This window comes from Aeromonas sp. 3P (assembly GCF_051919745.1).
GTDB lineage: Bacteria > Pseudomonadota > Gammaproteobacteria > Enterobacterales > Aeromonadaceae > Aeromonas > Aeromonas veronii.
Genome location: NZ_JBQBED010000001.1, coordinates 4,320,863 through 4,346,036 on the forward strand (window position 1 = coordinate 4,320,863; position 25,174 = coordinate 4,346,036).

Consider the following 25,174-nt stretch of genomic DNA (forward strand, 5'->3'; position numbering starts at 1 on the left):
GGTATCAAGAATGCCAATCATGGACTCGCACTGTCCCCTTTTTCACCAGAACAGGAGTCAACATGCCGGATGAGATCGATCTTGCCCGCCGCGGCCTGTTCCGGGGGCGGCTGAGAACCGCCGAACCGCCGGTGCAGTTGCCCTGGTCAGTCAACTGGTCGGCATTTGTCACCGACTGCACCCGCTGCGGGGAGTGTCTGGCGGCCTGTCCGGAGCAGATCCTGGTGAATGGCGAGGGCGGTTTTCCGGTGGTCGATTTCCAGCGTGGCGAATGCACCTTCTGCACCGAGTGCGTCACGGTCTGCAAGGCGCCTGTGTTTCGCCCGACCAGCGAGTCCCCCTGGCACTACAAGGCCCATATCGAGGCCAACTGTCTGGCCAATGGTCAGGTGTTCTGCCAGCGCTGTCAGGACAGCTGCGAGCCCAATGCCATTCGTTTTATTCCGGTGTTGGGGCGTGTGCCCACCCCGACGGTCGAGCCGGATCGCTGTAATGGCTGCGGCGCCTGTGTGCAGGATTGTCCGGTTGGCAGCATCAAGGTCGACGGGCGAGCCGCCCCATCCGGTGGTGCGAGCCAGCCCACCCTCAAGCAGGAGTCAGAATGAGTCAGAAGCCGTGTGACACAGAAGCCACAATGGATCAGGAGTTCCATGTATCGAGTCTGGTGGTGCTGACCCAGCCCCCTTTGCGCCATCAGCTCGCCGAGCAGATTGGCGCCCTTGAAGGGGCCGAGATCCACGCCGTCAGTGACGAGGGCAAGCTGGTCGTGACCCTGGAAGGTCCGAGCCAGCGGCCGATCATGGCGGCCATTGATGCGATACAGGCGATGCCGGGCGTGCTCTCAGCCGCCCTGATTTACCACCAGTTCGATGAACTGGGCGGTCACTGAAAAGAGTGATGGGATGCCGGGCGTGCCCTCTGCCGCTGATGGCTGGCTCCCGTTCGACAGATTCGACAACTATTACGCGATAAGCAATGTGAGGATATGCCATGAAGCTGAGTCGACGCGACTTTATGAAGGCCAACGCGGTGGCAGCTGCCGCTGCCGTGGCCGGTGTCAGTGCCCCCACGCTGGCAGCCAATCTCATCACCAGTACCGACAAGACTGCCATCCATTGGGATAAGGCTCCCTGCCGCTTCTGCGGTACCGGCTGCTCCGTGCTGGTGGGCTCTCAGGATGGTCGGGTCGTGGCGACTCAGGGCGACCCCGATGCGCCGGTCAACCGTGGCCTCAACTGCATCAAGGGCTACTTCCTCTCCAAGATCATGTACGGCCAGGATCGCCTGACCCAGCCGATGCTGCGGATGAAGAACGGCCAGTTCGACAAGGATGGCGACTTCGCCCCCATCAGCTGGGATCAGGCGTTCGACATCATGGCCGAGAAGTTCAAGGCGACCCTGAAAGAGAAGGGGCCGACCGCCGTCGGCATGTTCGGCTCCGGCCAGTGGACCGTCTGGGAAGGCTATGCTGCCGCCAAGCTGATGAAGGCCGGTTTCCGCTCCAACAACATTGACCCCAATGCCCGCCATTGCATGGCCTCTGCGGTCGTTGGCTTCATGCGTACTTTCGGTATGGATGAGCCGATGGGCTGTTACGACGATATCGAGCAGGCCGATGCGTTCGTGCTGTGGGGCTCCAACATGGCCGAGATGCACCCCATCCTCTGGTCGCGGATGTCCGATCGCCGTCTCTCCAACCCGGATGTGCAGGTGCACGTGCTCTCGACCTTCGAGCACCGCAGCTTCGAGCTGGCGGACAATGGCATGGTGTTCACCCCGCAGACCGATCTGGCGATCCTCAACTATGTCGCCAACTACATCATCCAGAACGACAAGGTGAACTGGAACTTCGTCAACAAGCACACCGTGTTCAAGAAGGGGGCCACCGACATCGGTTACGGCCTGCGCCCGACCGATCCGCTGCAGCAGAAAGCGAAGAACCCGGACAGTGGCGATGCCACTCCGATGACCTTCGAGGAGTTTGCCAAGTTCGTGGCGGATTACGATGTGGAGTCGGTCTCCAAGCTCTCCGGCGTCTCCAAAGAGAAGCTGGAAAAGCTGGCCAAGCTCTATGCCGATCCGGGCAAGAAGGTGGTCTCCTACTGGACCATGGGTTTCAACCAGCATACCCGTGGCGTCTGGGCCAACAACCTCTGCTACAACATCCACCTGCTGACCGGCAAAATCTCCGAGCCGGGCAATGGTCCTTTCTCACTGACCGGCCAGCCCTCCGCCTGTGGCACCGCGCGTGAAGTGGGTACCTTTGCCCACCGTCTGCCTGCCGACATGGTGGTGACCGAGCCCAAGCACCGCGCCATTGCCGAGCAGATCTGGAAACTGCCGGAGGGGACCATTCCCGACAAGGTGGGTTTCCACGCCGTGCTGCAGGATCGCATGCTCAAAGATGGCAAGCTCAACGCTTACTGGGTGATGTGTAACAACAACATGCAGGCCGGCCCCAACATGAATACCGATCGCCTGCCTGGCTATCGCGACCCGCGCAACTTCATCGTGGTCTCTGACCCGTACCCGACCGTCACTGCCCAGGCTGCTGACCTCATTCTGCCGACCGCCATGTGGGTGGAGAAAGAGGGGGCTTACGGCAACGCCGAGCGCCGGACCCAGTTCTGGCACCAGCAGGTGAAAGCGCCGGAAGGGGCCAAGTCCGACTTGTGGCAGCTGATGGAGTTCTCCAAGCGCTTCAAAGTCGAGGAAGTGTGGCCGGCTGAGCTGATTGCCAAGATGCCGGAAGTGAAGGGCAAAACCCTGTTTGATGTGCTCTATGCCAACGGTCAGGTCAACCAGTTCCCGAAAGAGCAGAGCAAGGGGGTGCTGAACGACGAGGCCGAGCACTTCGGGTTCTACGTCCAGAAGGGGTTGTTCGAGGAGTACGCCACCTTCGGTCGTGGCCACGGTCACGATCTGGCTCCGTTCGATCAGTACCACGAAGCCCGTGGTCTGCGTTGGCCTGTGGTAGATGGCAAAGAGACCCTGTGGCGCTATCGCGAAGGGTTCGACCCCTATGTGAAAGCGGGTGAGGGGGTGCGCTTCTATGGCAAGCCCGATGGCAAGGCGGTCATCTTCGCCCTGCCGTTCGAGCCCGCCGCCGAGTCGCCGGATAAAGAGTACGATCTGTGGCTCTCCACCGGCCGCGTGCTGGAGCACTGGCACACCGGCACCATGACCCGTCGGGTTCCCGAGCTTTATCGCGCCTTCCCGGATGCGGTGCTGTTTATGCACCCGGACGATGCCAAGGCTCGCGGCGTGCGCCGTGGTGAAGAGGTGATTGTCTCCTCCCGCCGTGGCGAGGTGAAGACCCGTGTCGAGACCCGTGGTCGCAACCGTCCGCCGAAAGGGCTGGTCTTCATGCCCTTCTTTGATGCCAGCCAGCTGGTCAACAAGCTGACCCTGGACGCCACCGATCCGCTCTCGAAAGAGACCGATTACAAGAAGTGCGCCGTCAAGGTGATGAAGGCTTAAGGCGGGGGAGTGCGAGATGAGTCGTAGTCGTCGCCAGTTTCTGGCCGACATGGCCAAGGGGGCCTGCGGTGTGGGCCTGCTTGGCGTGGGGCTCGGCGGCATGGCACGCCAGCAGGCACAAGCTGTGCCTGCCCAGGCGCTGCGTCCGCCTGCCGCCCTCGATGAAACAGAGTTCCTCAGCGCCTGCGTGCGTTGCGGGCTCTGCGTCGAGGCGTGCCCCTACGACACCCTCAAGCTCGCCCGGCTGTTTGACCCTGTGACCACTGGCACCCCCTATTTCAAGGCGCGTGCCGTGCCCTGCGAGATGTGTGATGACATCCCTTGTGTGGTGGCCTGTCCGAGCGGGGCGCTGGATCAGCAGATGACCGACATCGATCAGGCCCGGATGGGGGTGGCTGTGCTCATCGATCACGAGACCTGCCTCAACTATCTGGGGCTGCGCTGCGATGTCTGTTATCGGGTCTGCCCGTTGATTGACAAGGCGATCACTCTTGAGCTGCAGCATAACCAGCGTACCGGCAAGCACGCCATGTTCCTGCCCACGGTACACAGCGATATCTGTACCGGCTGTGGCAAGTGTGAGCATGCCTGCGTGCTGGAGGAGGCCGCCATCAAGGTGGTGCCACGCCAGCTCGCCAAAGGTGAGCTGGGTCATCACTACCGGCTCGGCTGGGAAGAGAAGGCCAAGGCGGGGAACAAGTCGCTCATCGGCGACAGGCTCACCCTGCCCACCCGTAAACCGGAGGGGTTATGAGTCGTTATCCGGGGGAAGAGGCTCGCATCAAGCTGGGGTGGTGGCGGTCCCACCGCTTCCTGCTGCTGCGCAGGCTGAGTCAGTTCAGCGTGCTCGGGCTGTTTTTGCTGGGACCGCTGGCGGGCATCTGGATCCTCAAGGGCAATCTCTCCAGCTCGCTGTTGCTGGAGACTGTGCCGCTGACCGATCCGCTGACCCTGTTGCAATCGGTGGCCGCAGGCCACTGGCCCATCACCACTCTCTGGCTGGGGGCTGCCATTGTGCTGGCCGGTTACTGGCTGGTCGGTGGGCGGGTGTTCTGCTCCTGGGTCTGTCCGGTCAACCTTATCACGGATGCGGCGGCCTGGCTCCGGGGGCGACTTGGCCTCAAGGGCAACGGCCAGTTCAGCCGTGCGACCCGCTACTGGCTGCTGGCCATGGTGCTGGTGGTGCCTGCGGTGGTCGGGGTGATGGCGTGGGAGCTGGTCAATCCGGTGTCGCTCGCCATGCGCGGCCTGCTGTTTGGCATGGGGGCGGGCTGGGCCCTGCTTGCGGCGCTGTTCCTGTTCGATCTTTTCGTGGTTGAGCGGGGCTGGTGTGGTCATCTCTGTCCGGTGGGGGCCTTCTATGCCCTGGTCAACCGGGTCGGGTTTATCAAGATTTCTGCCAAGGGGCGCGAGCGGTGCAACAACTGCATGGATTGTTATGCGGTCTGCCCGGAGCGTCACATCCTGCGCGGGCCTGTTCATGGTGCCAAGCGCGGTCACGGGCCCTTGATTGCGGCTCAGGAGTGTACCAACTGTGGCCGCTGCATCGATGTCTGCGCGGAACAAGTTTTTGAAATCACTGTAGGTTTTGCCGTCAAGGCAGAAAAAACGTCGGAGAACAAATAATGAAAAAGCTGATTGGAGCAATGCTGGCCTGCCTGATGGCGGGATCCTTGATGGCAGCGGCCCCCGAGATCACCAACAGTACCGGTGGCCTCAAGTCCGAGCGTGGCGCCACTGATCTGGTGACCGATGCCACTGCCGCGCCCCTGAAAAACTTCCGCAAGGATGGCGCGCCCTACGATCGCCAGTACATGCATCAGCCGCCGCTGATCCCCCACGACATTCGCAACTATGAGGTGGACACCAAGGTCAACAAGTGCCTGGCTTGCCACAGCTTCAAGAATGCCAGCGCCATGAAGGCCCCCAAGATCAGTCCGACTCACTTCGAGACCCGCGACGGCCTGACCCTGGGTGAAGTGTCGCCGCGTCGCTACTTCTGCCTGCAGTGCCATGTACCGCAAGCGGATGCCAAGCCGCTGGTGGAAAATACCTTTAAACCGGTTGAAGCGCTGAACTGAGGAATCCATAGATGAAATTACCCGGCTTTATCCAGCGTCTGTGGACCACCTTCAAGTCACCGTCGAAGGCGGCTCTCTGGGTCATCTTGCTGATGGGCTTCTTCGGTGGCGTGATTTTCTGGGGTGGCTTCAACACCGCCATGGAAGCATCCAACACCGAGGCCTTCTGCACCAGCTGTCACGAGATGAAGGACAACGTGTTCGAGGAGTACCGCGACACCATCCACTACGCCAACCGCTCCGGCGTGCGGGCCAGCTGCCCGGATTGCCACGTACCGCACGAGTGGACCTACAAGATCATCCGCAAGGTGCAGGCCTCCAAGGAGCTGTGGGGCATGATCACCGGCAAGGTGGATACCCGTGAGAAGTTCGAGTCGCACCGGCGCGAGATGGCGGAGCGAGAGTGGCAGCGGATGAAAGAGACCGATTCGCGCGAGTGCCGCAACTGCCACAACTTCGAGTATATGGACTTCTCCCTGCAGGGGCAGCGTGCCGCCAAGATGCACTCTACCAATCTGGCCAGTGGTGAAAGTACCTGCATCGACTGTCACAAGGGGATTGCTCACCAGCTGCCCGACATGACCGGGGTGAAAGGATTCTGATCCTGCGACGACAGGCCGGGTTTGCCCGGCCTGCGTTTTGTTCATATATGGGACAAGCATCAGATTTGTGTGTCTTTTAAATCCCATATCTCGTGAAACCTTTGATAGAATCAGCCCGCCGTCACACGCTTGAGCAAGTTGGTCACCCCTGTCTGCGTCCGTTTTTGTGCTCTGACAGCTGGCCTCTCATACCCCTTCTCTTCCTGCCTCGTTGACGGCCCATAGCCACAAGGAGCTGCCCGATGGGACAGAAACACAACGCATTTATTCCCCTCAAGATCGCCGTGCTGACGGTTTCCGACAGCCGCACTGCCGCCGATGACAGCTCGGGCGACTATCTGGTCTCGGCCCTTACCGACGCGGGCCATCTGCTGGCCGATCGGGCGCTCTGCCCGGACAACCTGTTTCGCATTCGAGCCCAGGTGAGCGAGTGGATCGCCGATGAAGGGGTACAGGTGGTGCTGATTAACGGCGGTACCGGCTTCAATGAACAGAACCGGGTACCGGAAGCGGTCGGTGTGCTGTTCGAGCGCACCGTACAGGGTTTTGGCGAGATGTTCCGTCAACTCTCTTTTGCCGAGATTAAAGGCTCCGCCATGCAGAGCCGTGCGCTGGCGGGACTCGCCAATCGCACCCTGATCTGCTGTCTGCCGGGCTCCACCGGCGCCTGTCAGCTGGGTTGGGAGCAACTGATCCGCGATCAGCTCGATGCCCGCACCAAGCCGTGCAACTTTGTCTCCCACCTCTGAGAGCAAACGATGAACCAGACAGATACCAAGCAGACCCAGCCCAACCTGACGCATCTGAATCAGAGCGGCGAAGCCCATATGGTGGATGTGACCGACAAGCAGGTGACCGAGCGCGAAGCCCGTGCCGAGGCGTTTGTTGCCATGGCCCCCGAGACGCTGGCGCTGATCCTGAGCGGCCAGCATCACAAGGGTGACGTGTTCGCCACCGCCCGCATCGCCGGCATCATGGCCGCCAAGAAGACCTCTGATCTTATCCCCCTCTGTCATCCGCTGGCCTTGACCAAAGTCGAGGTGGAGATAGTGCCGCTGGCCGAGCAGAATCGGGTGCATATCCGCACCCTCTGCAAGCTCTCCGGCAAGACCGGGGTAGAGATGGAGGCGCTGACCGCCGCGTCGGTAGCGGCGTTGACCATCTACGACATGTGCAAGGCGGTGCAAAAGGACATGGTGATCGAACAGGTGCGGCTGGTAGAGAAAAAGGGCGGCAAGTCCGGCCATTTTCAGTTGGGGTCAAATAGCGGGGAACAAGCATGATCAAGGTACTTTTTTTTGCGCAAGTAAGAGAGCTGGTGGCCTGCGATGAGCTGAGCCTGCCGTGCGACTACGCCACTGCCGAACAACTGCGCGCGGCGCTCAGTGAACGCGGCGACAAGTGGGCGCTGGCGCTGGAAGCTGGCAAGCTCTTGGTCGCGGTCAATCAGACCCTGGTGTCCCTCGATACCCCCATCAATGATGGCGATGAGGTGGCCTTCTTCCCACCGGTGACCGGAGGTTAAGGATGAGCGAGATAATGACCGTGGATCGCACCATTGAGCTGTGCGGTGGTGACGAAGTGGCCTTCTTCACTTTCTCTCCAGTAACGACCGGAGGCTGAGCCATGAACGACGTAGCCATTACAGACCGCATTCTGGTGCAGCGGGCCGACTTCTCGCTGGCGGACGAATATGCCCGCCTCGCCACCCGCCCCGATAGTGGCGCCATTGTCACTTTTGTTGGCAAGGTGCGCGACTTCAATCAGGGGGAGGAGGTGAAGGGGCTGGCCCTCGAGTACTACCCCGGTATGACCGAGAAGGCGCTGGCCGATATCGTGCAGGAGGCCCGCCGCCGCTGGCCGCTGCAGGAGTGTACCCTCATTCATCGTATCGGCGAGCTGTGGCTTGGCGATCAAATCGTGCTGGTGGCGGTGAGCAGTGCCCACCGCGACGCTGCCTTTGATGCCTGTCACTTCATCATGGATTTCTTGAAAACCCGGGCACCGTTCTGGAAAAAAGAGCTGACCGCCGAGGGTGTGCAACGCTGGGTCGAGGCCAAGGAGAGCGACAACGCCGCCGCTGCCCGCTGGCAAGCCTGACCTGTTCATCACGAGGGGCGCAGGTTCAACGGGAACCACGGCCCCGTCAAGGGGCGCGGATGTGCGGGCCCCATCAGGAGAAAGGGAATGAAACCGCTATTATCTGTTGTCATCGCCGGTGTCTGCGCCGCCACCTTGCATACCGGTGCCGTGCAGGCCGATGAAGTGAAAGTGGCCGTGGCTGCCAACTTCAAGGGCACCATAGAGCGTATCGGCAAGGAGTTTACCGCCAAGACCGGCCACACCCTGGCCATCTCGTCTGCCGCCACCGGGGTGCTCTACACCCAGATCAGTCACGGCGCACCGTTCGATCTCTTCCTCTCCGCCGATGCGGCGACCCCCGAGAAGCTGGAAAAAGAGGGCAAGGGAAGCGATCGCTTCACCTACGCCATCGGCCAGCTGGGGCTGTGGAAGAAGGGGGGCCGGCCCCTGACGAGGCGACCCTGCGTAGCTGGAAAGGCAACCTTGCCATCGCCAATGCCCGTACCGCCCCCTATGGTGCTGCCGCCATGGCGACCCTCACCCATCTCAAGATCGATCCCAAGCAGTACCGGCTGCTGACCGGTGCCAACATCGGCCAGACCTGGCAATTTGTCGACACCGGCAATGCCGAACTGGGCTTTGTCGCCTGGGCTAATCTGGTGGAAGCGGGCAAGACTGGTGAAGCCTGGGCAGTGCCTGCGAGCTTCTATCCCCCCATCGAGCAGCAGGGGCTGGTATTGAAGAAAGGCGCCGCGGTCGAGGCGCTGGTCGCCTGGCTCAAGGGGGCGGGTCAGGCGCAGATCAAGGCAGCTGGTTATGCCTTGCCCCAATAAGGGGATGGGCCTGATGCGATACCCTGAGTGGTCGGCCTTCGGGTCGGCCACTCTTTGCAATAAGGATGGATACCATGCCGTTGGGGGCATTTATCAACCGGGAGGTCGGCAATGAGTGAAGGGGATCTGCTGGCGGTCTGGCTCACCCTGAAGCTCGCGGCCTGCACCACAGCGATTTTGCTGTTGCTGGCGCCGCCGCTGGCATGGTGGCTGTCGCGCAGTCAGAACCGGCTGCGGCCGCTGGTGGAGGCGCTGGTGGCGCTGCCGCTGGTGCTCCCTCCCACAGTGCTGGGTTTTTATCTGCTGCTCGCCTTCTCCCCCGAATATGGTTTCGGCGCCTGGTGGCGCGACACTTTTGGTGCCCCGCTTGCCTTCAGCTTTCTCGGCCTGCTGTTCGCCTCCATTCTCTATTCACTGCCGTTTGTGGTGCAGCCGCTCACCTCTGCCTTCGTCAACATGGGTAACAAGGAGCTGGAGGCTGCCGCTACCTTGGGGCTCGGCCCGCTGGAACGCTTCTTCCACATCATCTTGCCGATGACTCTGCCCAGCTTTGTGATGGCGGCAGCGCTGGGCTTTGCCCACACCCTGGGGGAGTTTGGCGTGGTGCTGATGATTGGCGGCAATATTCCGGGCGAGACCCAGGTGCTCTCGATTGCCCTGTTTGATCATGTGGAGGCGATGGATTACCAGAACGCCCATATTCTGGCGGGTGGCCTGATGGCCTTCTCGCTGGTGATGCTGGTGCTGGTCTACGGGGTGCTGCAGCGCAGACAGCGGAGAGTGTTTGGATGAACCAGCCCGCCACTATGCCGCCAGTGAACGAGCCGCACCGCCATGCCCTGAACCTCCATGCCCGGCGCGAGTTTGGCTCCTTTACCCTCGATTGCGCACTGACCCTCGAACTGGGGGGGATCCTCGGCCTGTTCGGCCCCTCGGGCTGCGGCAAGAGTACACTGCTGCGCATCATCGCCGGGCTCGATCGCCAAAACGGGGATCGCTTGCGGTGGCGCGATCGGGAGTGCGCCGCGCTGCTGCCTGAAGCGCGCCGGATCGGGCTGGTGTTTCAGGACTCGCGCCTCTTCCCCCATCTGACGGTGCTCGGCAATCTGCAACTGGCGTCCCGCAAGGGACGGGGGCGTTGGCAACCCGAAGCGCTGGCGGCGCGGCTCGGCTTTGCCGATCTGCTGGGGCAACCTGCCCATGCCCTCTCTGGCGGTCAACGCCAGCGGGTTGCGCTGGGGCGGGCGCTGCTGGCCGAACCCGATCTGCTACTGCTCGATGAGCCTTTCTCGGCGCTCGATCGGCGCAGCCGCATCCATCAGGCCCATGTGCTCAAGGGCTTGCAGCAGGAGAGCGGTATCCCGATGATCTTCGTCAGCCACGCCATGGAGGAGGTGAGCCTGCTCTGCGATCAGCTGGTGTTGCTGGAAAGTGGCAGGGTCGAGGCGCAAGGTCGGCCGAGCGAGATCTTCGCCCGAACCGATCTCTCGCTCGCCAGCCGTGACGATGCCGGGGTGATGCTGAATGCCACCTTGGCCCACTATGATGACGACGAGCAGATGGCGACCCTGCAACTCGGTGAGCAGCGACTGCGGGTCACCATGACCCAGGTGCCGGACGAGAGCGGCCCCTTGCAGATCAAGGTGGCGGGGCGGGATGTGGTGATTGCCACGGCACCCATCGAGCACTCCAGTCTCTCCAACTGTCTCGTCACCCGTCTGCTGGCGGTGCGCGAGGTGCGCCCCGGCCAGACCCTGTTGCAGTTGGCGCTGGGTGAGCAGATACTGCTGGCCCGGATCACCAGCCGCTCCGCCAGGCGGCTGGCGCTGTCGCCGGAGCAGCAGATCTACGCTTATATCAAGGCGGTGAGTCTGGTCAGCGAAGGCTGATTGGGCGCCGTGCCGTGGCAGGATAACCACGGTGACATAACAACAAGAGATGGTTCAGGTGATGAATCGAGAGGCAATACACTGATGCGCCGCAATCAGGTGATGAAATTCAATGGTCTTGCCCTGCGCAGTGCGGGAGAGGGCCCCTTGCTGTTGCTGCTGCATGGGCTGGGCTCCTCGAGCCTCGACTGGCAGGCGCAGATCGAACGGTTTTCCGAACACTACCGGGTGGTAGCGCTGGACTTGCGCGGCCACGGCCAGAGCATGCAGGAGGGGCCGTTCGATGTGGCGACCCTGGCAGCCGATGTGGTGAACTGGCTCGATGCACAGCCAGAACCCGCCTGGGTGGTGGGATTGTCGCTGGGGGCCATGGTCGCGCTGGAGCTGGCACTGCAACTGCCCCACAAGGTGCAGGGACTGGTGCTGGTCAACGGTTTTAGCGAGTTTCTGCTGGAGAGCCCCAAAGAGCAGGAGCGTTACGCCCAGCGCCTCAAATGGCTGCGCTGGTTCGGTATGCGCCCGCTCGCCTGGTGGCTGGGACGCGAGCTCTTCCCGGGCCCGGATCTGGCACAGGTGCGCCACACCTTCCGGCTGCGTTTCGTGCGCAATAAAAAGAAAACCTACAAGGCGCTGCTGGAGGCGTTACCCGGCTGGTCGGTACGCGCCCGGCTCGGCGCCATCTGGCAGCCGGTGGCCATCATCTCCACCAGTCACGACTACCTGCCGCTGGCCAAACGGGTAGAGCAGTTTGCCGCCCTGCCCAACGCCACCATCCACACCCCCAACGGCCACCACGCCTGGCCTGCGGAAGACCCCTCGGGCTTTAATCACCTGTTGCAACGGATCCTCACGACCCATTGAGAAAGGGGTTGTTAGGCGCAGATACCAAAAAGCCGAACCACAGGGTTCGGCTTTTTTTGATCCCGTTTGCGTCAAGGATGGGAACAGACGGGGCAGTCGGGGCGTTTGGGCAGCTTCATCTCGCGGAAGGTGCCGCTCAGGCCATCGATCATCAGCAGGCGGCCGCTGTAGCTTTTGCCCATGCCCGCCAGCAGCTTGATGGCTTCCAGTGCCTGCAGGCTGCCCACCAGACCAACTACCGGAGCGAGTACGCCCGCTTCGACGCAGGTGAGGGCCTGCTCGCCAAACAGGGCGCTGAGGCAGGCGTAGCAGGGTTCATCTTCCTGCCAAGTGAAGCTACAGAGCTGACCCTCCAGCCGGATGGCGGCGCCACTGACCAGCAGTACCCTGTGCTGGCGCGCCTTTTGGTTGAGCAGGTTGCGAATGGCCAGGTTGTCGGTGCAATCGAGCACCAGCTGATGTCGGGGCAGCTGGGTATCGAGCAGCGCCTCATCGGCCACGGCAGCGTGGGTCTCGACGTTGAGCCAGGGATTGAGGGTTCGCAGCGACTGGGCGGCAGAGTCTACTTTGTAGTGGCCAATGCGCTCATCGTTGTGCAACACCTGACGCTGCAGATTGGAGAGCTCCACCTTGTCGAAATCGACCAGGGTGAGCTGGCCAACTCCGGCTACCGCCAGATACTGGCTGGCGGCGCAGCCAAGGCCACCAGCGCCGATCACCAGCACACGGGCCTGCTTGAGCGCCTCCTGTCCCTCGAAGTCGAAGGATTTGAGGATGATCTGGCGGTTGTAGCGCAGCAGTTCGGCGTCGCTCAGGATCTCGCTCACAGCAGCAACCCCCCGAATGGCTCCACGGTCACCGTCTCGCCCGCGGCAACGCGGCCCCGTTCCCGTTCAAGAACGATGTAGCAGTTGGCTCGCGACAGTGAGCTGAACACGGCGGAGTCCTGCGAGCCGGTGCTGCGCACCTCGAGGCCGTTTGGCCCCTGACTCAGGATGCCGCGCTGGAAGTCGAGTCGGCCCGGGCTCTTTTTGAGTGGCTCGGCCGCAATGGCTTGCAGCTGGAGCGGGCGCTCGAAGTGCTGGCCCGCCAGCTTGGCCAGCGCCGGTTGCACCAGCTGATCGAAGGTGACCATGGCGGAGACGGGGTTGCCCGGCAGGCCGAAGAACCAGGCGCGGGGCAGACGGCCAAACGCAAACGGCTTGCCCGGCTTGATGGCAAGCTTCCAGAAGCCAATCTCGCCGAGCTCGTCCAGCAGTTGTTTGGTGAAATCCGCTTCCCCCACCGAGACGCCGCCGGTGGTGATGAGTACATCGGCCTCTTCGTCGGCGCGGATAAAGGCAGCGCGTAGCTGGGCCGGATCGTCGGGGATGATGCCAAGGTCGAGGCAGTCGCAGCCCATGCGCGCCAGCATGGCCCGCACGCCGTAGCGGTTGGAGTCATAGATATCGCCGTGGGCGAGCGGGGTACCGACCGGTTTGAGCTCATCGCCAGTGCTGAAGATGGCCACTTTCAGCGGTCGGCGCACCGCGACGGTAGCCACGCCGAGGGAGGCTAGCAGTGGCATCTCTCTTGGGGTGAGGCGAGTGCCGGCTGGCAGCACGCAGGCGCCCTTGCCGATATCGCTGCCGGTGCGGCGGATATTCTGGCCCGGTTCGGGTTGCGTAAGAAAAGTGATCCGATCGCCGTCGGCCTGCGTTTCTTCCTGCATCACCACCGCATCGGTGCCTGCGGGAACCGGGGCGCCGGTCATGATCCGCACGCAGTGGCCGGCGGGCCACTCGCCCTGATAGGGCTGACCGGCAAACGCTTTGCCCGCCATGATGAGCGGGGTGCCAGCAGTGAGATCCGAAAGGCGCACGGCGTAACCGTCCATGGCGGAGTTGTCGAAGGGGGGCACGGCGAGGGGAGAGGCGATGTCGCTGGCAAGAACCCGGCCAAGGGCCTCTGGCAGGGGCTGCTGCTCGCTGTCGCAGCAGCAGGCGAGTTGTTCCAGCATCCCTTGCAGGGCATCGCTTAAGGGGAGTAGTCCGCTGGTATCAAATCCCATCGTCATGACCTCTTTCTATGATTGAAGGCGGGATTATCACAAAAATCCCCGGGGATGGGCAGGTTATCTCAAGGATTCTCGGGGTAATCGGCGCAGAAACGGGGGTAGATGGCCATAAAGTATGAGGTGACGCACAAGTTGACTTGAATCTTGGCGGCAATGGCCGTTTACTATGCCGCCATAACAGATGGCCGTTACATCCCGAGTGGCGACCATTACAGCGATACCGTCGGCCCTGTACGCCGCCATAACATAAGGGGTTGCTCCTTGAGCGGCCCTCACAGTCCCTGAGCGTGGGAGAGAAGATAATGACAACCTTAAGTCCGGAAGCCTTGCTGGTCAGGGCTGCCCTCGAAGCCCAGGGACTGGAAACCCCCCTGGTCACCAACGAGCTGAACAGCCAGGAGAAGCGGGAGAAGATCGAAGGCCATATGCGCTCCATCATGGAGACCCTGGGGCTGGATCTGGCCGATGATAGTCTGGCCGAGACGCCGCATCGCATCGCCAAGATGTACGTCAACGAGATCTTCTCCGGCCTCGACTATTCCACCTTCCCCAAGGTGACGGTGATCGAGAACAAGATGCAGGTGGACGAGATGATCATGGTGCGGGACATCAGCCTCACCAGCACCTGCGAACACCACTTCGTCACCATCGACGGCATGGCCCATGTGGCCTATATCCCTCGTGGCAAGGTAATTGGCCTGTCGAAGATCAACCGAATCGTGCAGTTCTTTGCCCGCCGTCCCCAGGTGCAGGAGCGGCTGACCCAGCAGATCCTGCTGGCGCTGCAGACCCTGCTCGGTACCAAGGATGTGGCTATCAGCATCAAGGCGACCCACTACTGCGTCAAGGCACGCGGCGTGATGGACTCCACTTCCTATACCACCACCACCTCCCTCGGCGGGGTGTTCAAGACCCAGCCCGATACCCGGGCCGAGTTTCTCGGTGGCCTGCGCGGATAAGATGGCGGTTGTTTTGTAACCGCCACGCTGAATAAACGAGACGCCAGCAGCCATTGCTGGCGTTTTTCATTGGTCCCGGATGAGAGTGGCGGCCTGCAACGGCTTGGCCCGTGTGGCTTGCCTTATGCAAACGTTATGCATTTTTCCGATTTATTCATCTGAGCGGTATATTTAATCGAACACGAAAAACCCCTCGTTTTCACCTTACAAAAAGTAACCGGGCAGACTCTTTCCGAACCGTCACAATCCGGTTACTCTAGCGCCCCCTCACGGCTCTCGCTGCCGCTCATGGAATTCAGAGATATTCATCAAGGTTGGATGGTGCGCCACTGAACAGGTGGCCAGATAGTTCATGCCAGGAGGGCGTGAACCGGACGAGTGCTACGAATTTAACGACCACCAGGATATCCCATGAATACCAGTTCCATGACCATAGGCAAAAAACTCACCGCCGGCTTTGCCGTGCTCGGTTTGATGGTCGCCTTTATCGGCGGTTTTTCCCTTGTCCAGTTTGGCAACATGAATGATGTTGCCATCCGGTTTACCGACAGCATCTTGCCAGCGGTCAATCGCACCAGCGCGATCGGGGATTCTCTCGGTGAGTTGCGTCGTTATGAGCTGGGTTATTTCGTGGTGGCTGCCGAGCCGCTGAAAAGGGCTGAATATCGGAGTATTGCCAGTCAACAGCTTAACTCGATCGCGCAGCAGCTGATTGCCCATGACAAGACGATCTGGCCTGAGGATGTGGCGGAGCGCCGTACCTTCGATACGGTGAAATCTGACTGGGATCGTTACGTCGCCCTGCACCAGCGAGTCAAACAGCTGCAAGACAGCGATCAGCTTGCCGAAGCCCAACGCATCTTCCTTGAGGAGGGAGTTCCCCTTTACACCGCGCTGAGCAAGTCAGTGGCCTCCCTTATCCAGATTAACCATGGTTATGCGTCTGAATCCCGCAGCGACATTGTCGACTCTTATCAATCCGCCAACCTGAGCGTCACCATCGCACTGGTGCTCGGTCTGCTTCTTGTGGTGGTGCTCTCCGTGGTACTGACCCGCCAGATCCGCGACCCGCTGATCATGCTGGCCCGTCAGGCCCAGCGTATTGCCAATGGCGATCTGGGTCAGGGCGAACTGCAGCAGTGGATCCGTGACAGCCGCTTCAACCGTGATGAACTGGGTCAGCTGGGCTCCGCCATCAACCGGATGCAGGGCTCCCTCTCCGATCTGGTGAGCGAGATCGCCGGCTCCGTGAGCCAACTCAGCAGCGCAGTGGAGGAGGTGAGCGCCATCTCCAGCCAGTCTGCCAGCGGCATGGCCATCCAGCAGAACGAAGTCCCAGGTGGCGACAGCCATGAACGAGATGCAGTCCACCGTCAACGAAGTGGCCCGCAACACCACGGATGCCATGAGCGCCGCCAAGGATGCCTCCCGCACCTCCGCTGCCGGCAGCGAAGTGGTACGCAGCTCCATTGCCAGCATCGAAGAGGTGTCGGTCAAGATTGAACAGGCAGGCACAGTGGTGCAGCAGCTGGAGGCCGACAGCGCCAACATCAGCGTGGTGCTGGATGTGATCCGCGATATCGCCGGTCAGACCAACCTGCTGGCCCTTAACGCCGCCATCGAAGCGGCCCGTGCCGGTGAGCAGGGTCGTGGTTTTGCGGTCGTTGCGGATGAAGTGCGCTCCCTAGCCCAGCGTACCCAGGACTCCACCGCCGAGATCAGCAAGATGATCGAGCTCTTGCAGAGCCGCGCCGCCGAGGCGGGCAACGCCATGCAGCTGAGTCGTCACCAGATGCAGGAGAGTGTCGGTCTGGCGCGGGATGCCGGTACCAGTATCGAGACCATCAACGGTGCCGTGGTGCGCATCACTGACATGAACACCCTGATCGCCACCGCCACCGAAGAGCAGAACGCGGTGACCGAAGAGCTCAATCGCAGCATCGTCAACATTCACAATGCCGCTGACGAGAATGCCCAGGGCGCTCATCAGATCGCCCAGGCTTGCGTCGAGCTGAGCAAGCTGGCCAACACCCTGCACCATATGACCCAGCGCTTCACCCTCTAAGGGGTGATGCATGGATAACAGAAGGCCCCGCCAATTGGCGGGGCCTTGTTGTTTCTGGCGTTGTGGAAGGGCTCAGCTCAGGCCGACTATCTCGCCGTTCTCATCGATATCGATATGGCGATAGGCAGGCAGACTGCCCAGCCCCGGCATGGTCATGATGGGGCCCGCCAGCGCATAGACGAAGCCTGCACCGGCGCAGAGCTTCACCTCGTCGATGGGCACCTCGAAATCGGTCGGTACTCCCTTGAGGGCGGGGTCATGGCTGATGGAGAGCGGCGTCTTGGCCACGCAGATGGGCAAGTGATCCCACCCTTCGGCGGAGAGCTGGGCCAGCTGCTGGCGCGCTCTGTCGGAGAGCTGCACTCCGCGGCCGCCGTAGCCGCACTCCACCAGGGTCGCCAGTTTGGCGTCGAGGCTCGCCTCGTCGGGGTAGAGCAGTTTCACCTTACCGGGTTGCTCGCAGGCGGTGACCACGGCGCGGGCCAGCTCGCTGGCACCGGCACCACCCTGGGTGAAGGCGTTGGAGATGGCTGCGCCACAGGCGCCGGCTTGCTGCGCTTCATGGGCCAGCAGCGCCAGTTCGGCCTCGCTGTCGGTGGGGAAGCGGTTGATGGCGACCACCACCGGCACCCCGTAGCGGCGGGCGTTCCTGATATGCCAAGCGAGGTTGGCGCAGCCCTGCTTGAGGGTCGGCAGATCTTCCCCTTGCAAGCTGGCTGGCAGCGGCTGGCCCGGGCGGATATCGAGCAGGCCGCTGTTGGCCTTGAGACCGCGCACCGTGGCCACCAGCACCACGCAGGCGGGGGTAATACCGGATTGGCGGCTCTTGATGTTGAAGAATTTCTCCAGCCCCATGTCGGAGCCAAAACCTGCCTCGGTCACCACATAGTCGGTCAGGCCAAGGGCGATGCGATCGGCGATCACCGAGGAGTTGCCGTGGGCGATGTTGGCAAAGGGGCCGGCGTGTACCAGCACCGGTGTCTGTTCGGTGGTCTGCATCAGGGTCGGTTGCAGCGCATCTTTGAGCAGCACCGTCATGGCGCCCGCTACTTCCAGCTGTTCGGCGGTGACGGGCTTGCCGTGAATGTCGCGGGCCAGCTGGATGCGGCCGATGCGATCGCGCAGATCCTTGAGATCGCTTGCCAGCGCCAGAATGGCCATCAGTTCGGAGGCGGCGGTGATGACGAAGCGATCGCTGCGCTCCACACTATCGGCAGCGCCCCCCTGTCCAATCGTGAGGTGGCGCAGGGCGCGGTCATTCATGTCGAGGGTGCGCGGCCAGAGGATGTTATCGGCATCGATATCGAGCCGCGGCAGGCCGGTTTTGGCGGTGAACTTGGCACCCAGTTTCTGTTCGTGGAACAGGCGGGCATCGAGGGCAGCTGCCGCCAGATTGTGGGCCGCCGTTAGGGCGTGAAAATCGCCGGTGAGGTGGAGGTTCATCTCCTCCATCGGCACCACCTGGGCGTGGCCGCCACCGGCTGCCCCCCCCTTGACCCCGAATACCGGCCCGAGGCTCGGTTGGCGGATGGTTGCGATGCTGGGCTGGCCGATATGGTTGAGCCCCATGGAAAGGCCAAGGGTGGTCACCGTTTTCCCTTCACCGAGCGGGGTAGGGGTGATGGCGCTCACCAGTACCAGCTTGCCGCTCTGTGTGGGCTGAGACTTGAGCAGGTCGAGGCTGAGTTTGCCTTTGCAGTGGCCATGAGGGCTGAGCAGGTGCTGGGGGATGGCGAGGCGTTCGGCCAGCGCGTGAATGGAGAGAGGGACTGGCGGGAGATCTCGATATCGCTTAGCATCAGCACCTCGTTGGCATATCGGGGTAAAATATGCGGCGCAGTCTAGTGGAATATAACGGGTAATCCAATGACGAAAACGATTTTATTTGGTGAGGGTGAGGTTCGTCAGAATCCTGTTCTGCTGGATCTCAACGAACTCTATCATCCCCCCAAGCAGCCGATGACGGCGCTGGGGATTGTCAGCGCGCTGGTGCCGCTGTTCGGTTTCGGCTGGCAGGCGATGACCCAGGACCCCGAAACCCAGCTGCGCCACGAGATCCGCAAACGGGTCAACAAGCACAAGACCGACGAGGCAAACCTCATTCTGATCCTGCAGCTGGCCGCCATGTTTGACTGCCCCGAGATTGAAGTGGCGCTCCCCTATGCCCTGAGTGAGCCGCAGTTGTCGGTTGTCCGCACCCGACTGCCACGCTGGCAGTTGCACCCCGAGCAGGAGCGTCTGCTAGCCAAGCTCACCCCTGTTGCCGCATCCACCACCGCACTCGACCAGCGTTAGGCTTCAAGCCGGACCAGCAGGCCGGACAGTCAGGCCGTATCCTCTGCTCTGGCAATCATCACGGCTTATCCCACTGTTGCGGGGCGAGATAGCGCTCCTGCACGAACTCGATAAAGCAGCGCACCTTGGCCGAGACGAAGCGGCGGTGCGGATAGACCGCATAAAGTCCCACCTCTCCCTTGTCCCACTCTGGCAGCAGGCTGACCAGTTGCCCTGCCCGCAGCGCCTCCCCCACGATAAAGGTGGGTTGCAATATGATGCCCTGATCATCACAAGCGGCGCGGGTCAGCGCCACCCCGTTGTTGGCCCGCAGCGGCCCCTGTGGCCGGATGCTCTGCTGCTCGTTTCCCCGTTTGAAGTGCCACTCCGGCTGGGTCAGGGTGTAGATCAGACAGTCGTGCTGCTTGAGATCCTCGGGTTTTTCCGGTCTGCCCTTGCGTGCCAGATAGGCGGGGCTGGCGCAAAGCTCGACCCGAATGGTGGCCAGTTGGCGCGCCACCAGCGAGGAGTCGCTGAGGTGGCCGATCCGCAGCGCCAGATCGAATCCCTCTTCCACCAGCGCTACCCGTCGGTCACTGTACTCGATATCGAGCTTGAGATCGGGAAAGCGCTGGCGAAACAGCGGCAGGGCGGGGGAGAGGTGCAGATAGCCAAAATCCATCGGCACCGAGAGCTTGAGGGTGCCGTTCGGCTGCTGGTTGTGGTGGGTCAGCTGGCTGTGGGTCTCTTCCAGCTCTGCCAGCAGGGCGAGGGAGCGCTGGTAGTAGAATTGGCCCGCTTCGGTGGGATTGACCTGACGGGTGGTGCGCGACAGCAGCCGGGTGGCGAGGGACTCCTCCAGCTGCTGCATCAGTTTGGAGGCCATGGCGACCGAGATGCCGAGCTGGTTGGCGGCCTTGGTAAAGCTCTGGCACTCCACCACCTTGATAAAGGTGCGCATGGCGGCGATCTGGTCCATTTTCCATCCTCAGTAAATAATGAATTTAATAAATCACTGATTATTCATCTTCAGAACGAGGTTAGCATTTTAACCACTGATGTGAACCCCAAGATGAAGGAACGAACGGATGAAAATGACCAAGGCTCTGCTGGCCTCCTGCCTGTTTATGGCTACCCCTCTGATGGCGGCGGATTACGATGTGGATGCGGCGCACACCACGGTGCAGTTCAAGGTGGGTCACCTGGGCTTCTCCGAGCTGGTGGGTCGCTTCAACACCTTCAGCGGCACCTTCAGCATGGATGACGCCAACCCGGCGGCGGCCAAGGCGAGCTTTGAAGTGGATGCCGCCAGCGTCGATTCTAACCACGAAGCCCGCGACAAACACCTGCGCAGTCCTGACTTCCTCGACGTGAAGCAGTATCCCAAGATGACCTTCGTCAGCTCCGCTTACGAGGGCACCAAGGATAAAGGCGTGCTGAAAGGGACCCTGACTCTGCACGGCGTATCCAAGGAAGTGGCCTTCGATCTGGTCAAGATCGGTGAGGGCAAGGATCCCTGGGGCGGCTACCGCAGCGGCTTCAACGCCTCCACCACCATCAAGCGCAGTGACTTTGGCGTGAGCTACATGCTGCCCGGCATCCCGGACGAGATGAACATCAACCTGTTTGTCGAAGGCGTGCGCAAGTAATGGGCGCGGAACTTCTGCTGCAAACCCTGGCGGCTCCTCTGGGAGCCGCTTTGCTATCGTGGCGCTGGCCGCGACTGGGTTATCTGTGGGGCGCCCTGGCGCTCTGGCTGGTGGGCTCCTTGCTCGGCGGTCTCTATGGTATTCCGGCCAAGGCGTGGCAGTGGCTGCCGCTGACCCTGCTGGTGCCCGCCATTGCGGCTCAGGTGAACTATCAGCGCGGTTCGCTGCTGCTCTTTGCGGTGTTCAGTGCGCTGGTGTGGTGGCAGGGATTGGCCTCGGTACTGGCGAGCGAACCCGGGATCTGGCTGGCGCTACTGCCCGCCATCCTCTGGTTTGGCTGGAGCACCTTGCGCTGTGATAGCCGCGAGGGGCTCGGGTTTGCCCTCGGTTTTATCTGGCTGGCGCTGGTGATCGGCATCGATGGCAGTCTGCTGATTGCCCAGCTGGCCGGTGCGCTGGCCGCTTTCGCCGGTTTTCGCGCCCTGCTTGCCACCTTTGTTGGCATCAAGGTAGCACCCGCCGGTCTGGCGCTGGCCCTCGCCTTCGTCCAGATGCTCGCCTGGCAATATGTGGAGGTGCCGCTGGTGGTGTTGCTGCCGGTCTGGTTGCTGCCGCTGCTGGAGTGGGCATTGCGTGACAAACCGTTGCCAGTGCGTTGGGTGGGACTGATCCTGCTCGCTGCCGCGGGAACCGGGCTCAGCCTGTGGTGGGTGTGGCCTGCTGCTTCTTTGTACTGATTTTTGCATGAAAAACAGGCAATTACAGTCATTTTTGCATACCCGCTCATACTCTTGGCAGATAATGATTGAGCCACCTATGTGTTTCAGATAAAAAGGTTTTTCATTTTATTTGGACACACACAGAACCCGGCCGCGCCGGGTTCTGTTTGCCTGCTTTGCGGCACATAAGGAGGCCACAGTTGCGCAGTCAAGGATCTGAGCATCTGTTTTTTCGCCATTTCACCGGACAGGGACGTATCGATGGTCTCTGTATTCTGCTGGTCACTCATCTGCTTCCCGATCGCCCCCGTTTTATCGAAGCGCTTTCCCGGATTGGGCGGATTGGTGCCATTTTACCCAAACCGAAATCGGTACACGGCCCGACCCTGGAGTGGGTATCCCAGCACTATCCGGTGCTGCCCCTCAACCGGCGCTGGACCAATGATCCCGGCAGTCTCATCCAGCAGATTGCGCCGCTGGTGGCCCCTCACGAGCGGTTGCTGATCCTCGATATTGGCGGTTACTTTGCCAAAACCCAGGTGATCTTGAGTGAATACTTCGGCCCCCGTTTCCTCGGGGTGGTGGAGATGACCGAGAACGGCCATCAACGCTATGAGCAGGAGGTGCTGGCGACCCCTGTGGTGTCGGTGGCGCGCAGCCCCCTCAAGCAGGCCGAGGATATCCAGATTGGTTTGAGCGTGGTCTACTCCGCGGAGTCGCTGGCCCGCAACCTCAACCGTACCTTCAACGTCTGCGAAGCCGTGCTGTTTGGCTATGGCAAGGTGGGGCGCAGCATCGCCCGCGACCTGCGCTGTCGCAACCTCCATCTAGGGCTGGTGGAGACCGATGTGCTGCGACAGGTCGAAGCGCTCTCTCACGGTTTTCGCTTGATCACCAAGGCTGAAGCCTTGAGCCGCGCCGAGCTGGTGATCTGCTCTACCGGCAACGGCTCCCTGGACTTGGCGGATCTGCAGGCGCTGCGCCACGGCACCATGGTCGCCTCGGTCACCTCGGCCGACGACGAGTTTGCCTTCTCGCTGGCCCAGTTGCCGTGGCCGAGCGAAGAGGTGTGCCCCCATGTGCTGGCCCTCAACCGGCCGGATGGCACCCAGATCTACCTGCTCAACCGGGGCGAGGCGGTCAACTTCGTCCATGGCGCCGTGATTGGCGAATATGTCTATCTGGTGCTGGCGGAGATTATGGAAGGGATCCGGATGCTGGCGGCAGGCCCTCTTGCTCCCGGCCTGTTCGAGCTGCCAGAATCGGCGATGCGTACCATTGCCCGCCATTGGCTGGCCGATTTTCATGGGGTTGATCAGCACTGATTTGACCAAACCGGGATTGGCCATTGGGCGGCAGTACGCCACTTCCCGCCATTATCGCTTTTTTATGGAGTCACTCATGACCGAGTCTGAAACCCTGATCAGCAAACCCCGCATCGAAATCCGCTACTGCACCCTCTGTCGCTGGATGCTGCGCGCCGCCTGGCTGGCGCAGGAGCTGCTATCCACCTTCGACAGCGATCTGGGGGAGGTGGCGCTGGTGCCGGCCAGCAAGGGGGAGTTCCGCATTCTGGTGAACGGGGTGCAGGTGTGGGATCGGGTGGTCGATGACGGCTTCCCCGAGGCCAAGGAGATCAAGCAGCGGGTGCGTGACGTCATCGCCCCTGAGCGGGATCTCGGCCACTCGGATCGCAAGACGGCCGAGTAACGCCAGATGGGCCGAGCGCCTCGAAAAGGTGCTGAGCATTAGATCGAAAGGAGAGGGAGGCGATGGCCTCTCTCTCCTTTTTTGCCTTTGGCTGTTTGCCTGGCTCCAGCAGGGTTATAAGCGCGGCTCGGCCAGATTACTGCCGATATAGCGGGCCCGCTTGTGGGACTTGATGCGGCTCACATCGACCCACACCAGCCCGTCGATGCAGTGGTTGAAGTCGGGGTCGATGCCAAAATCCATAAACTGCACCCCGCCCGGCTCGCACAGCTCGGAGTACTGCTTGTAGAGCGTGGGGATGGCGCAGCCCAGATTGTCGAGACGAGCCTTGAGTGTTTTGAGATCGGCGCCGTAATCCAACCCCTCGAACAGAGGTTGCGTCTCGGGGTAGGGACGGCGGGAGGGGGCCAGCGCCAGCTCGGGGGCAAAGTGCTGGCGGTAGAAGCTCACCAGCAGATCCTTGGCCGCCGGCGGCAGGCTGCCGGAGAGCGACACCGGGCCAAACAGGTAGCGGTAGCGGGGATAGCGGGCCAGATAGGCACCGATGCCGAACCAGAGATAATCGAGCCCCCGCTTGCCCCAGTAGACGGGCTGGATAAAGCTGCGGCCAAGCTCGATGGCCTGCTCCAGCCGGGGCAGCAGCTTATCCTCAAAGCCGAACAGGGTGTGGCTGTAGAGGCCATCCTTCCCCTTGCTGGCCAGCAGCTCCGCCACCGGGGCGAACCGGTAGGCGCCGATAATATCGAGTCGGGCCGGATCCCAGAGGATCAGGTGGTGATAGTCGTTGTCAAAGCCATCGAGATCCCGCCGCTTGCCGGAGCCTTCCCCCACTGCGCGAAAGGCGATCTCCCGCAGTCGCCCCAGCTCGCGCAGGATCACCGAGTGGCTCAGTTCGTGGCGGCGGTAGAGGTAGATCCCCTGACCATCCGGGGTGGTGCCGAGCTGCTCGCAGCTTTCGATGGCCTGTTTGAGCTGGCGGCGATCCTCCGGCAGGGCGATGGGGGCCTCGGTCTGCAGGCGCCCTGCCTTGCCACGGCCAATCCGGTAGAGGTGGTTGCGCACCAGCCGCGCCGCCGTCTTGGCGGGCAGCTCCTGAAAACTGCCGAGCGGAATGCGCGCTCCTATGGTCACCGGCAGGGTCTGCCCCTGCTGGCGAAACAGCTGGCGTACCAGCAACAGGGCGGAGGCGGGCTTGTTGAGCCAGGAGGCGAGATAGAACCAGAGGCTGTTGCGCCCTCCCAGATGGATGGGCACCAGCGGGGTGCGGGTGCGCTGGGCCAGTTTGATAAAGCCTGCCTGCCAGGGGCCATCTTTTACCCCCTTGAGGCCAAACCGAGATACTTCGCCTGCGGGGAAGATCACCAGTGCCCCTTCATGGGCGAGGTGTTCGTTCATGGCGAGGATGGCCTGTCGATCGGTCTTGCCCTCCATATTGTCCACCGGCAATAGCAAAGGGCGCAGCGGCGCGAGCTGGGCCAGCAGCTGGTTGGCGACGATCTTCACATCGGGGCGGATGCGACCGAGCAGTTGCAGCAGCGCCAGTCCATCCAGCGAGCCGATGGGGTGGTTGGCAACAAGAATGACCCGGCCGCTGGCGGGAATATGCTCCAGTTGCGCCTCGCTGACCCGATAGTCGAAATCGAGCTGGGTCAGCGCCTGCTCGACAAAGTCGAGGCCGCGCAGGTGCGGGTAGCGGGCGGCAAAGTCGGCAAAGGCACGTTCGTTGAGCAGCCAGCCCAGCAGCCGCTTGAACAACGGGGTAAGCAGAGGGTAGCCAAGCAGGCGGGGGAAGTGCTGGGTCAGCAGGGTATCGATAGTGAACATCTGGAGGGCTCCGGCGATCCGTTGCTCCCAGCATGATGTGGCACTGTTCCCGCGACATGTCAGCGGGATGACAGTTTGATGGCAGCGGCA

Annotated in this window: 24 protein-coding genes and 3 pseudogenes; 22 read left to right on the top strand and 5 right to left on the bottom strand. The window is 61.8% G+C overall.

Features of this window, described 5'->3' with window-relative positions; all coding sequences use genetic code 11:
- Positions 1 to 62: 62 nt before the first annotated feature.
- The 15 genes and pseudogenes from napF (at position 63) to ACTG19_RS20270 (ending at position 11,828) form a co-directional block, all read left to right on the top strand.
- On the top strand, positions 63 to 605 hold the full coding sequence (gene napF / locus ACTG19_RS20200) for a ferredoxin-type protein NapF (RefSeq protein WP_047438502.1): 543 nt from the start codon (positions 63 to 65) through the stop codon (positions 603 to 605).
- Positions 606 to 634: 29 nt separating this feature from the next.
- Positions 635 to 889, top strand: a complete 255-nt coding sequence (locus ACTG19_RS20205; RefSeq protein ID WP_031227438.1) for a chaperone NapD — start codon at positions 635 to 637, stop codon at positions 887 to 889.
- Positions 890 to 990: 101 nt separating this feature from the next.
- Complete coding sequence (napA, locus tag ACTG19_RS20210) at positions 991 to 3,480, top strand: nitrate reductase catalytic subunit NapA (protein ID WP_439989508.1); 2,490 nt, start codon at positions 991 to 993, stop codon at positions 3,478 to 3,480.
- Between the two features lie 16 nt (positions 3,481 to 3,496).
- Positions 3,497 to 4,234 carry a ferredoxin-type protein NapG gene (gene napG, locus ACTG19_RS20215; protein WP_076495511.1) on the top strand — a complete coding sequence of 246 codons (738 nt, stop codon included), beginning with the start codon at positions 3,497 to 3,499 and terminating at the stop codon, positions 4,232 to 4,234.
- Positions 4,231 to 5,106, top strand: a complete 876-nt coding sequence (gene napH / locus ACTG19_RS20220) for a quinol dehydrogenase ferredoxin subunit NapH (RefSeq protein WP_376902564.1) — start codon at positions 4,231 to 4,233, stop codon at positions 5,104 to 5,106. The genes napG and napH overlap by 4 nt, the downstream gene beginning before the upstream one ends.
- Entirely contained in the window at positions 5,106 to 5,561 is a 456-nt protein-coding gene (locus ACTG19_RS20225) for a nitrate reductase cytochrome c-type subunit (protein WP_005334452.1), read from the top strand. The genes napH and ACTG19_RS20225 overlap by 1 nt, the downstream gene beginning before the upstream one ends.
- Positions 5,562 to 5,572: 11 nt before the next feature.
- On the top strand, positions 5,573 to 6,163 hold the full coding sequence (locus tag ACTG19_RS20230) for a cytochrome c3 family protein (protein WP_005353459.1): 591 nt from the start codon (positions 5,573 to 5,575) through the stop codon (positions 6,161 to 6,163).
- Positions 6,164 to 6,405: 242 nt separating this feature from the next.
- Complete coding sequence (moaB, locus tag ACTG19_RS20235) at positions 6,406 to 6,912, top strand: molybdenum cofactor biosynthesis protein B (protein ID WP_421254187.1); 507 nt, start codon at positions 6,406 to 6,408, stop codon at positions 6,910 to 6,912.
- A 9-nt stretch (positions 6,913 to 6,921) separates the two neighbouring features.
- Positions 6,922 to 7,446, top strand: a complete 525-nt coding sequence (gene moaC, locus ACTG19_RS20240; RefSeq protein ID WP_005334445.1) for a cyclic pyranopterin monophosphate synthase MoaC — start codon at positions 6,922 to 6,924, stop codon at positions 7,444 to 7,446.
- Complete coding sequence (gene moaD, locus ACTG19_RS20245) at positions 7,443 to 7,688, top strand: molybdopterin synthase sulfur carrier subunit (protein ID WP_113739135.1); 246 nt, start codon at positions 7,443 to 7,445, stop codon at positions 7,686 to 7,688. Before moaC ends, moaD begins: the two co-directional genes overlap by 4 nt.
- Positions 7,689 to 7,789: 101 nt before the next feature.
- Positions 7,790 to 8,263, top strand: a complete 474-nt coding sequence (moaE, locus tag ACTG19_RS20250; RefSeq protein WP_113739136.1) for a molybdopterin synthase catalytic subunit MoaE — start codon at positions 7,790 to 7,792, stop codon at positions 8,261 to 8,263.
- Positions 8,264 to 8,350: 87 nt separating this feature from the next.
- Positions 8,351 to 9,078 (top strand): annotated as a pseudogene (modA, locus tag ACTG19_RS20255) (molybdate ABC transporter substrate-binding protein).
- Positions 9,079 to 9,189: 111 nt separating this feature from the next.
- Positions 9,190 to 9,870, top strand: coding sequence for a molybdate ABC transporter permease subunit (gene modB / locus ACTG19_RS20260; protein WP_005361814.1), 681 nt, complete (start codon positions 9,190 to 9,192; stop codon positions 9,868 to 9,870).
- Complete coding sequence (gene modC / locus ACTG19_RS20265; RefSeq protein ID WP_162628360.1) at positions 9,867 to 10,967, top strand: molybdenum ABC transporter ATP-binding protein; 1,101 nt, start codon at positions 9,867 to 9,869, stop codon at positions 10,965 to 10,967. The genes modB and modC overlap by 4 nt, the downstream gene beginning before the upstream one ends.
- Positions 10,968 to 11,051: 84 nt before the next feature.
- Positions 11,052 to 11,828, top strand: a complete 777-nt coding sequence (locus ACTG19_RS20270) for an alpha/beta fold hydrolase (protein WP_162517520.1) — start codon at positions 11,052 to 11,054, stop codon at positions 11,826 to 11,828.
- 71 nt (positions 11,829 to 11,899) lie between these two features.
- Here ACTG19_RS20270 and moeB read toward each other — a convergent pair whose 3' ends face one another.
- On the bottom strand, positions 11,900 to 12,655 hold the full coding sequence (gene moeB, locus ACTG19_RS20275; RefSeq protein ID WP_113739138.1) for a molybdopterin-synthase adenylyltransferase MoeB: 756 nt from the start codon (positions 12,653 to 12,655) through the stop codon (positions 11,900 to 11,902).
- Entirely contained in the window at positions 12,652 to 13,878 is a 1,227-nt protein-coding gene (moeA, locus tag ACTG19_RS20280) for a molybdopterin molybdotransferase MoeA (protein ID WP_113739139.1), read from the bottom strand. Before moeA ends, moeB begins: the two co-directional genes overlap by 4 nt.
- A 308-nt stretch (positions 13,879 to 14,186) precedes the next feature.
- Between moeA and folE the strand changes: the two genes are divergently transcribed.
- Positions 14,187 to 14,843 carry a GTP cyclohydrolase I FolE gene (folE, locus tag ACTG19_RS20285; RefSeq protein ID WP_113739140.1) on the top strand — a complete coding sequence of 219 codons (657 nt, stop codon included), beginning with the start codon at positions 14,187 to 14,189 and terminating at the stop codon, positions 14,841 to 14,843.
- A 411-nt stretch (positions 14,844 to 15,254) separates the two neighbouring features.
- Positions 15,255 to 16,908 (top strand): annotated as a pseudogene (locus tag ACTG19_RS20290) (methyl-accepting chemotaxis protein).
- Positions 16,909 to 16,980: 72 nt separating this feature from the next.
- On the opposite strand, the pseudogene ACTG19_RS20295 reads toward ACTG19_RS20290, so the two are convergent.
- A pseudogene (locus ACTG19_RS20295) lies at positions 16,981 to 18,707 on the bottom strand (formate--tetrahydrofolate ligase).
- Between the two features lie 67 nt (positions 18,708 to 18,774).
- Here ACTG19_RS20295 and ACTG19_RS20300 point away from each other — a divergent pair.
- Positions 18,775 to 19,203, top strand: coding sequence for a hypothetical protein (locus tag ACTG19_RS20300; protein ID WP_201989057.1), 429 nt, complete (start codon positions 18,775 to 18,777; stop codon positions 19,201 to 19,203).
- 58 nt (positions 19,204 to 19,261) lie between these two features.
- Here the strand turns inward: ACTG19_RS20300 and ACTG19_RS20305 are convergent, their stop codons facing one another.
- Entirely contained in the window at positions 19,262 to 20,161 is a 900-nt protein-coding gene (locus tag ACTG19_RS20305) for a LysR family transcriptional regulator (protein WP_201989058.1), read from the bottom strand.
- A 109-nt stretch (positions 20,162 to 20,270) separates the two neighbouring features.
- Here ACTG19_RS20305 and ACTG19_RS20310 point away from each other — a divergent pair, with 109 nt between their 5' ends.
- The 4 genes from ACTG19_RS20310 to ACTG19_RS20325 all read left to right on the top strand — a co-directional run bounded on the left by ACTG19_RS20310 (position 20,271) and on the right by ACTG19_RS20325 (position 23,260).
- Positions 20,271 to 20,831: a YceI family protein gene (locus ACTG19_RS20310; protein WP_005334411.1), complete on the top strand. Its 561-nt coding sequence runs from the start codon at positions 20,271 to 20,273 to the stop codon at positions 20,829 to 20,831.
- Positions 20,831 to 21,568, top strand: coding sequence for a hypothetical protein (locus tag ACTG19_RS20315; RefSeq protein ID WP_201989059.1), 738 nt, complete (start codon positions 20,831 to 20,833; stop codon positions 21,566 to 21,568). Before ACTG19_RS20310 ends, ACTG19_RS20315 begins: the two co-directional genes overlap by 1 nt.
- A 182-nt stretch (positions 21,569 to 21,750) precedes the next feature.
- Complete coding sequence (locus tag ACTG19_RS20320) at positions 21,751 to 22,875, top strand: adenosylhomocysteinase (RefSeq protein ID WP_201989061.1); 1,125 nt, start codon at positions 21,751 to 21,753, stop codon at positions 22,873 to 22,875.
- A gap of 76 nt (positions 22,876 to 22,951) precedes the next feature.
- Entirely contained in the window at positions 22,952 to 23,260 is a 309-nt protein-coding gene (locus ACTG19_RS20325; protein ID WP_139410592.1) for a SelT/SelW/SelH family protein, read from the top strand.
- A gap of 114 nt (positions 23,261 to 23,374) precedes the next feature.
- On the opposite strand, the gene ACTG19_RS20330 is transcribed toward ACTG19_RS20325, so the two are convergent.
- Positions 23,375 to 25,084 carry a lysophospholipid acyltransferase family protein gene (locus ACTG19_RS20330; protein ID WP_201989063.1) on the bottom strand — a complete coding sequence of 570 codons (1,710 nt, stop codon included), beginning with the start codon at positions 25,082 to 25,084 and terminating at the stop codon, positions 23,375 to 23,377.
- Positions 25,085 to 25,174: the final 90 nt, after the last annotated feature.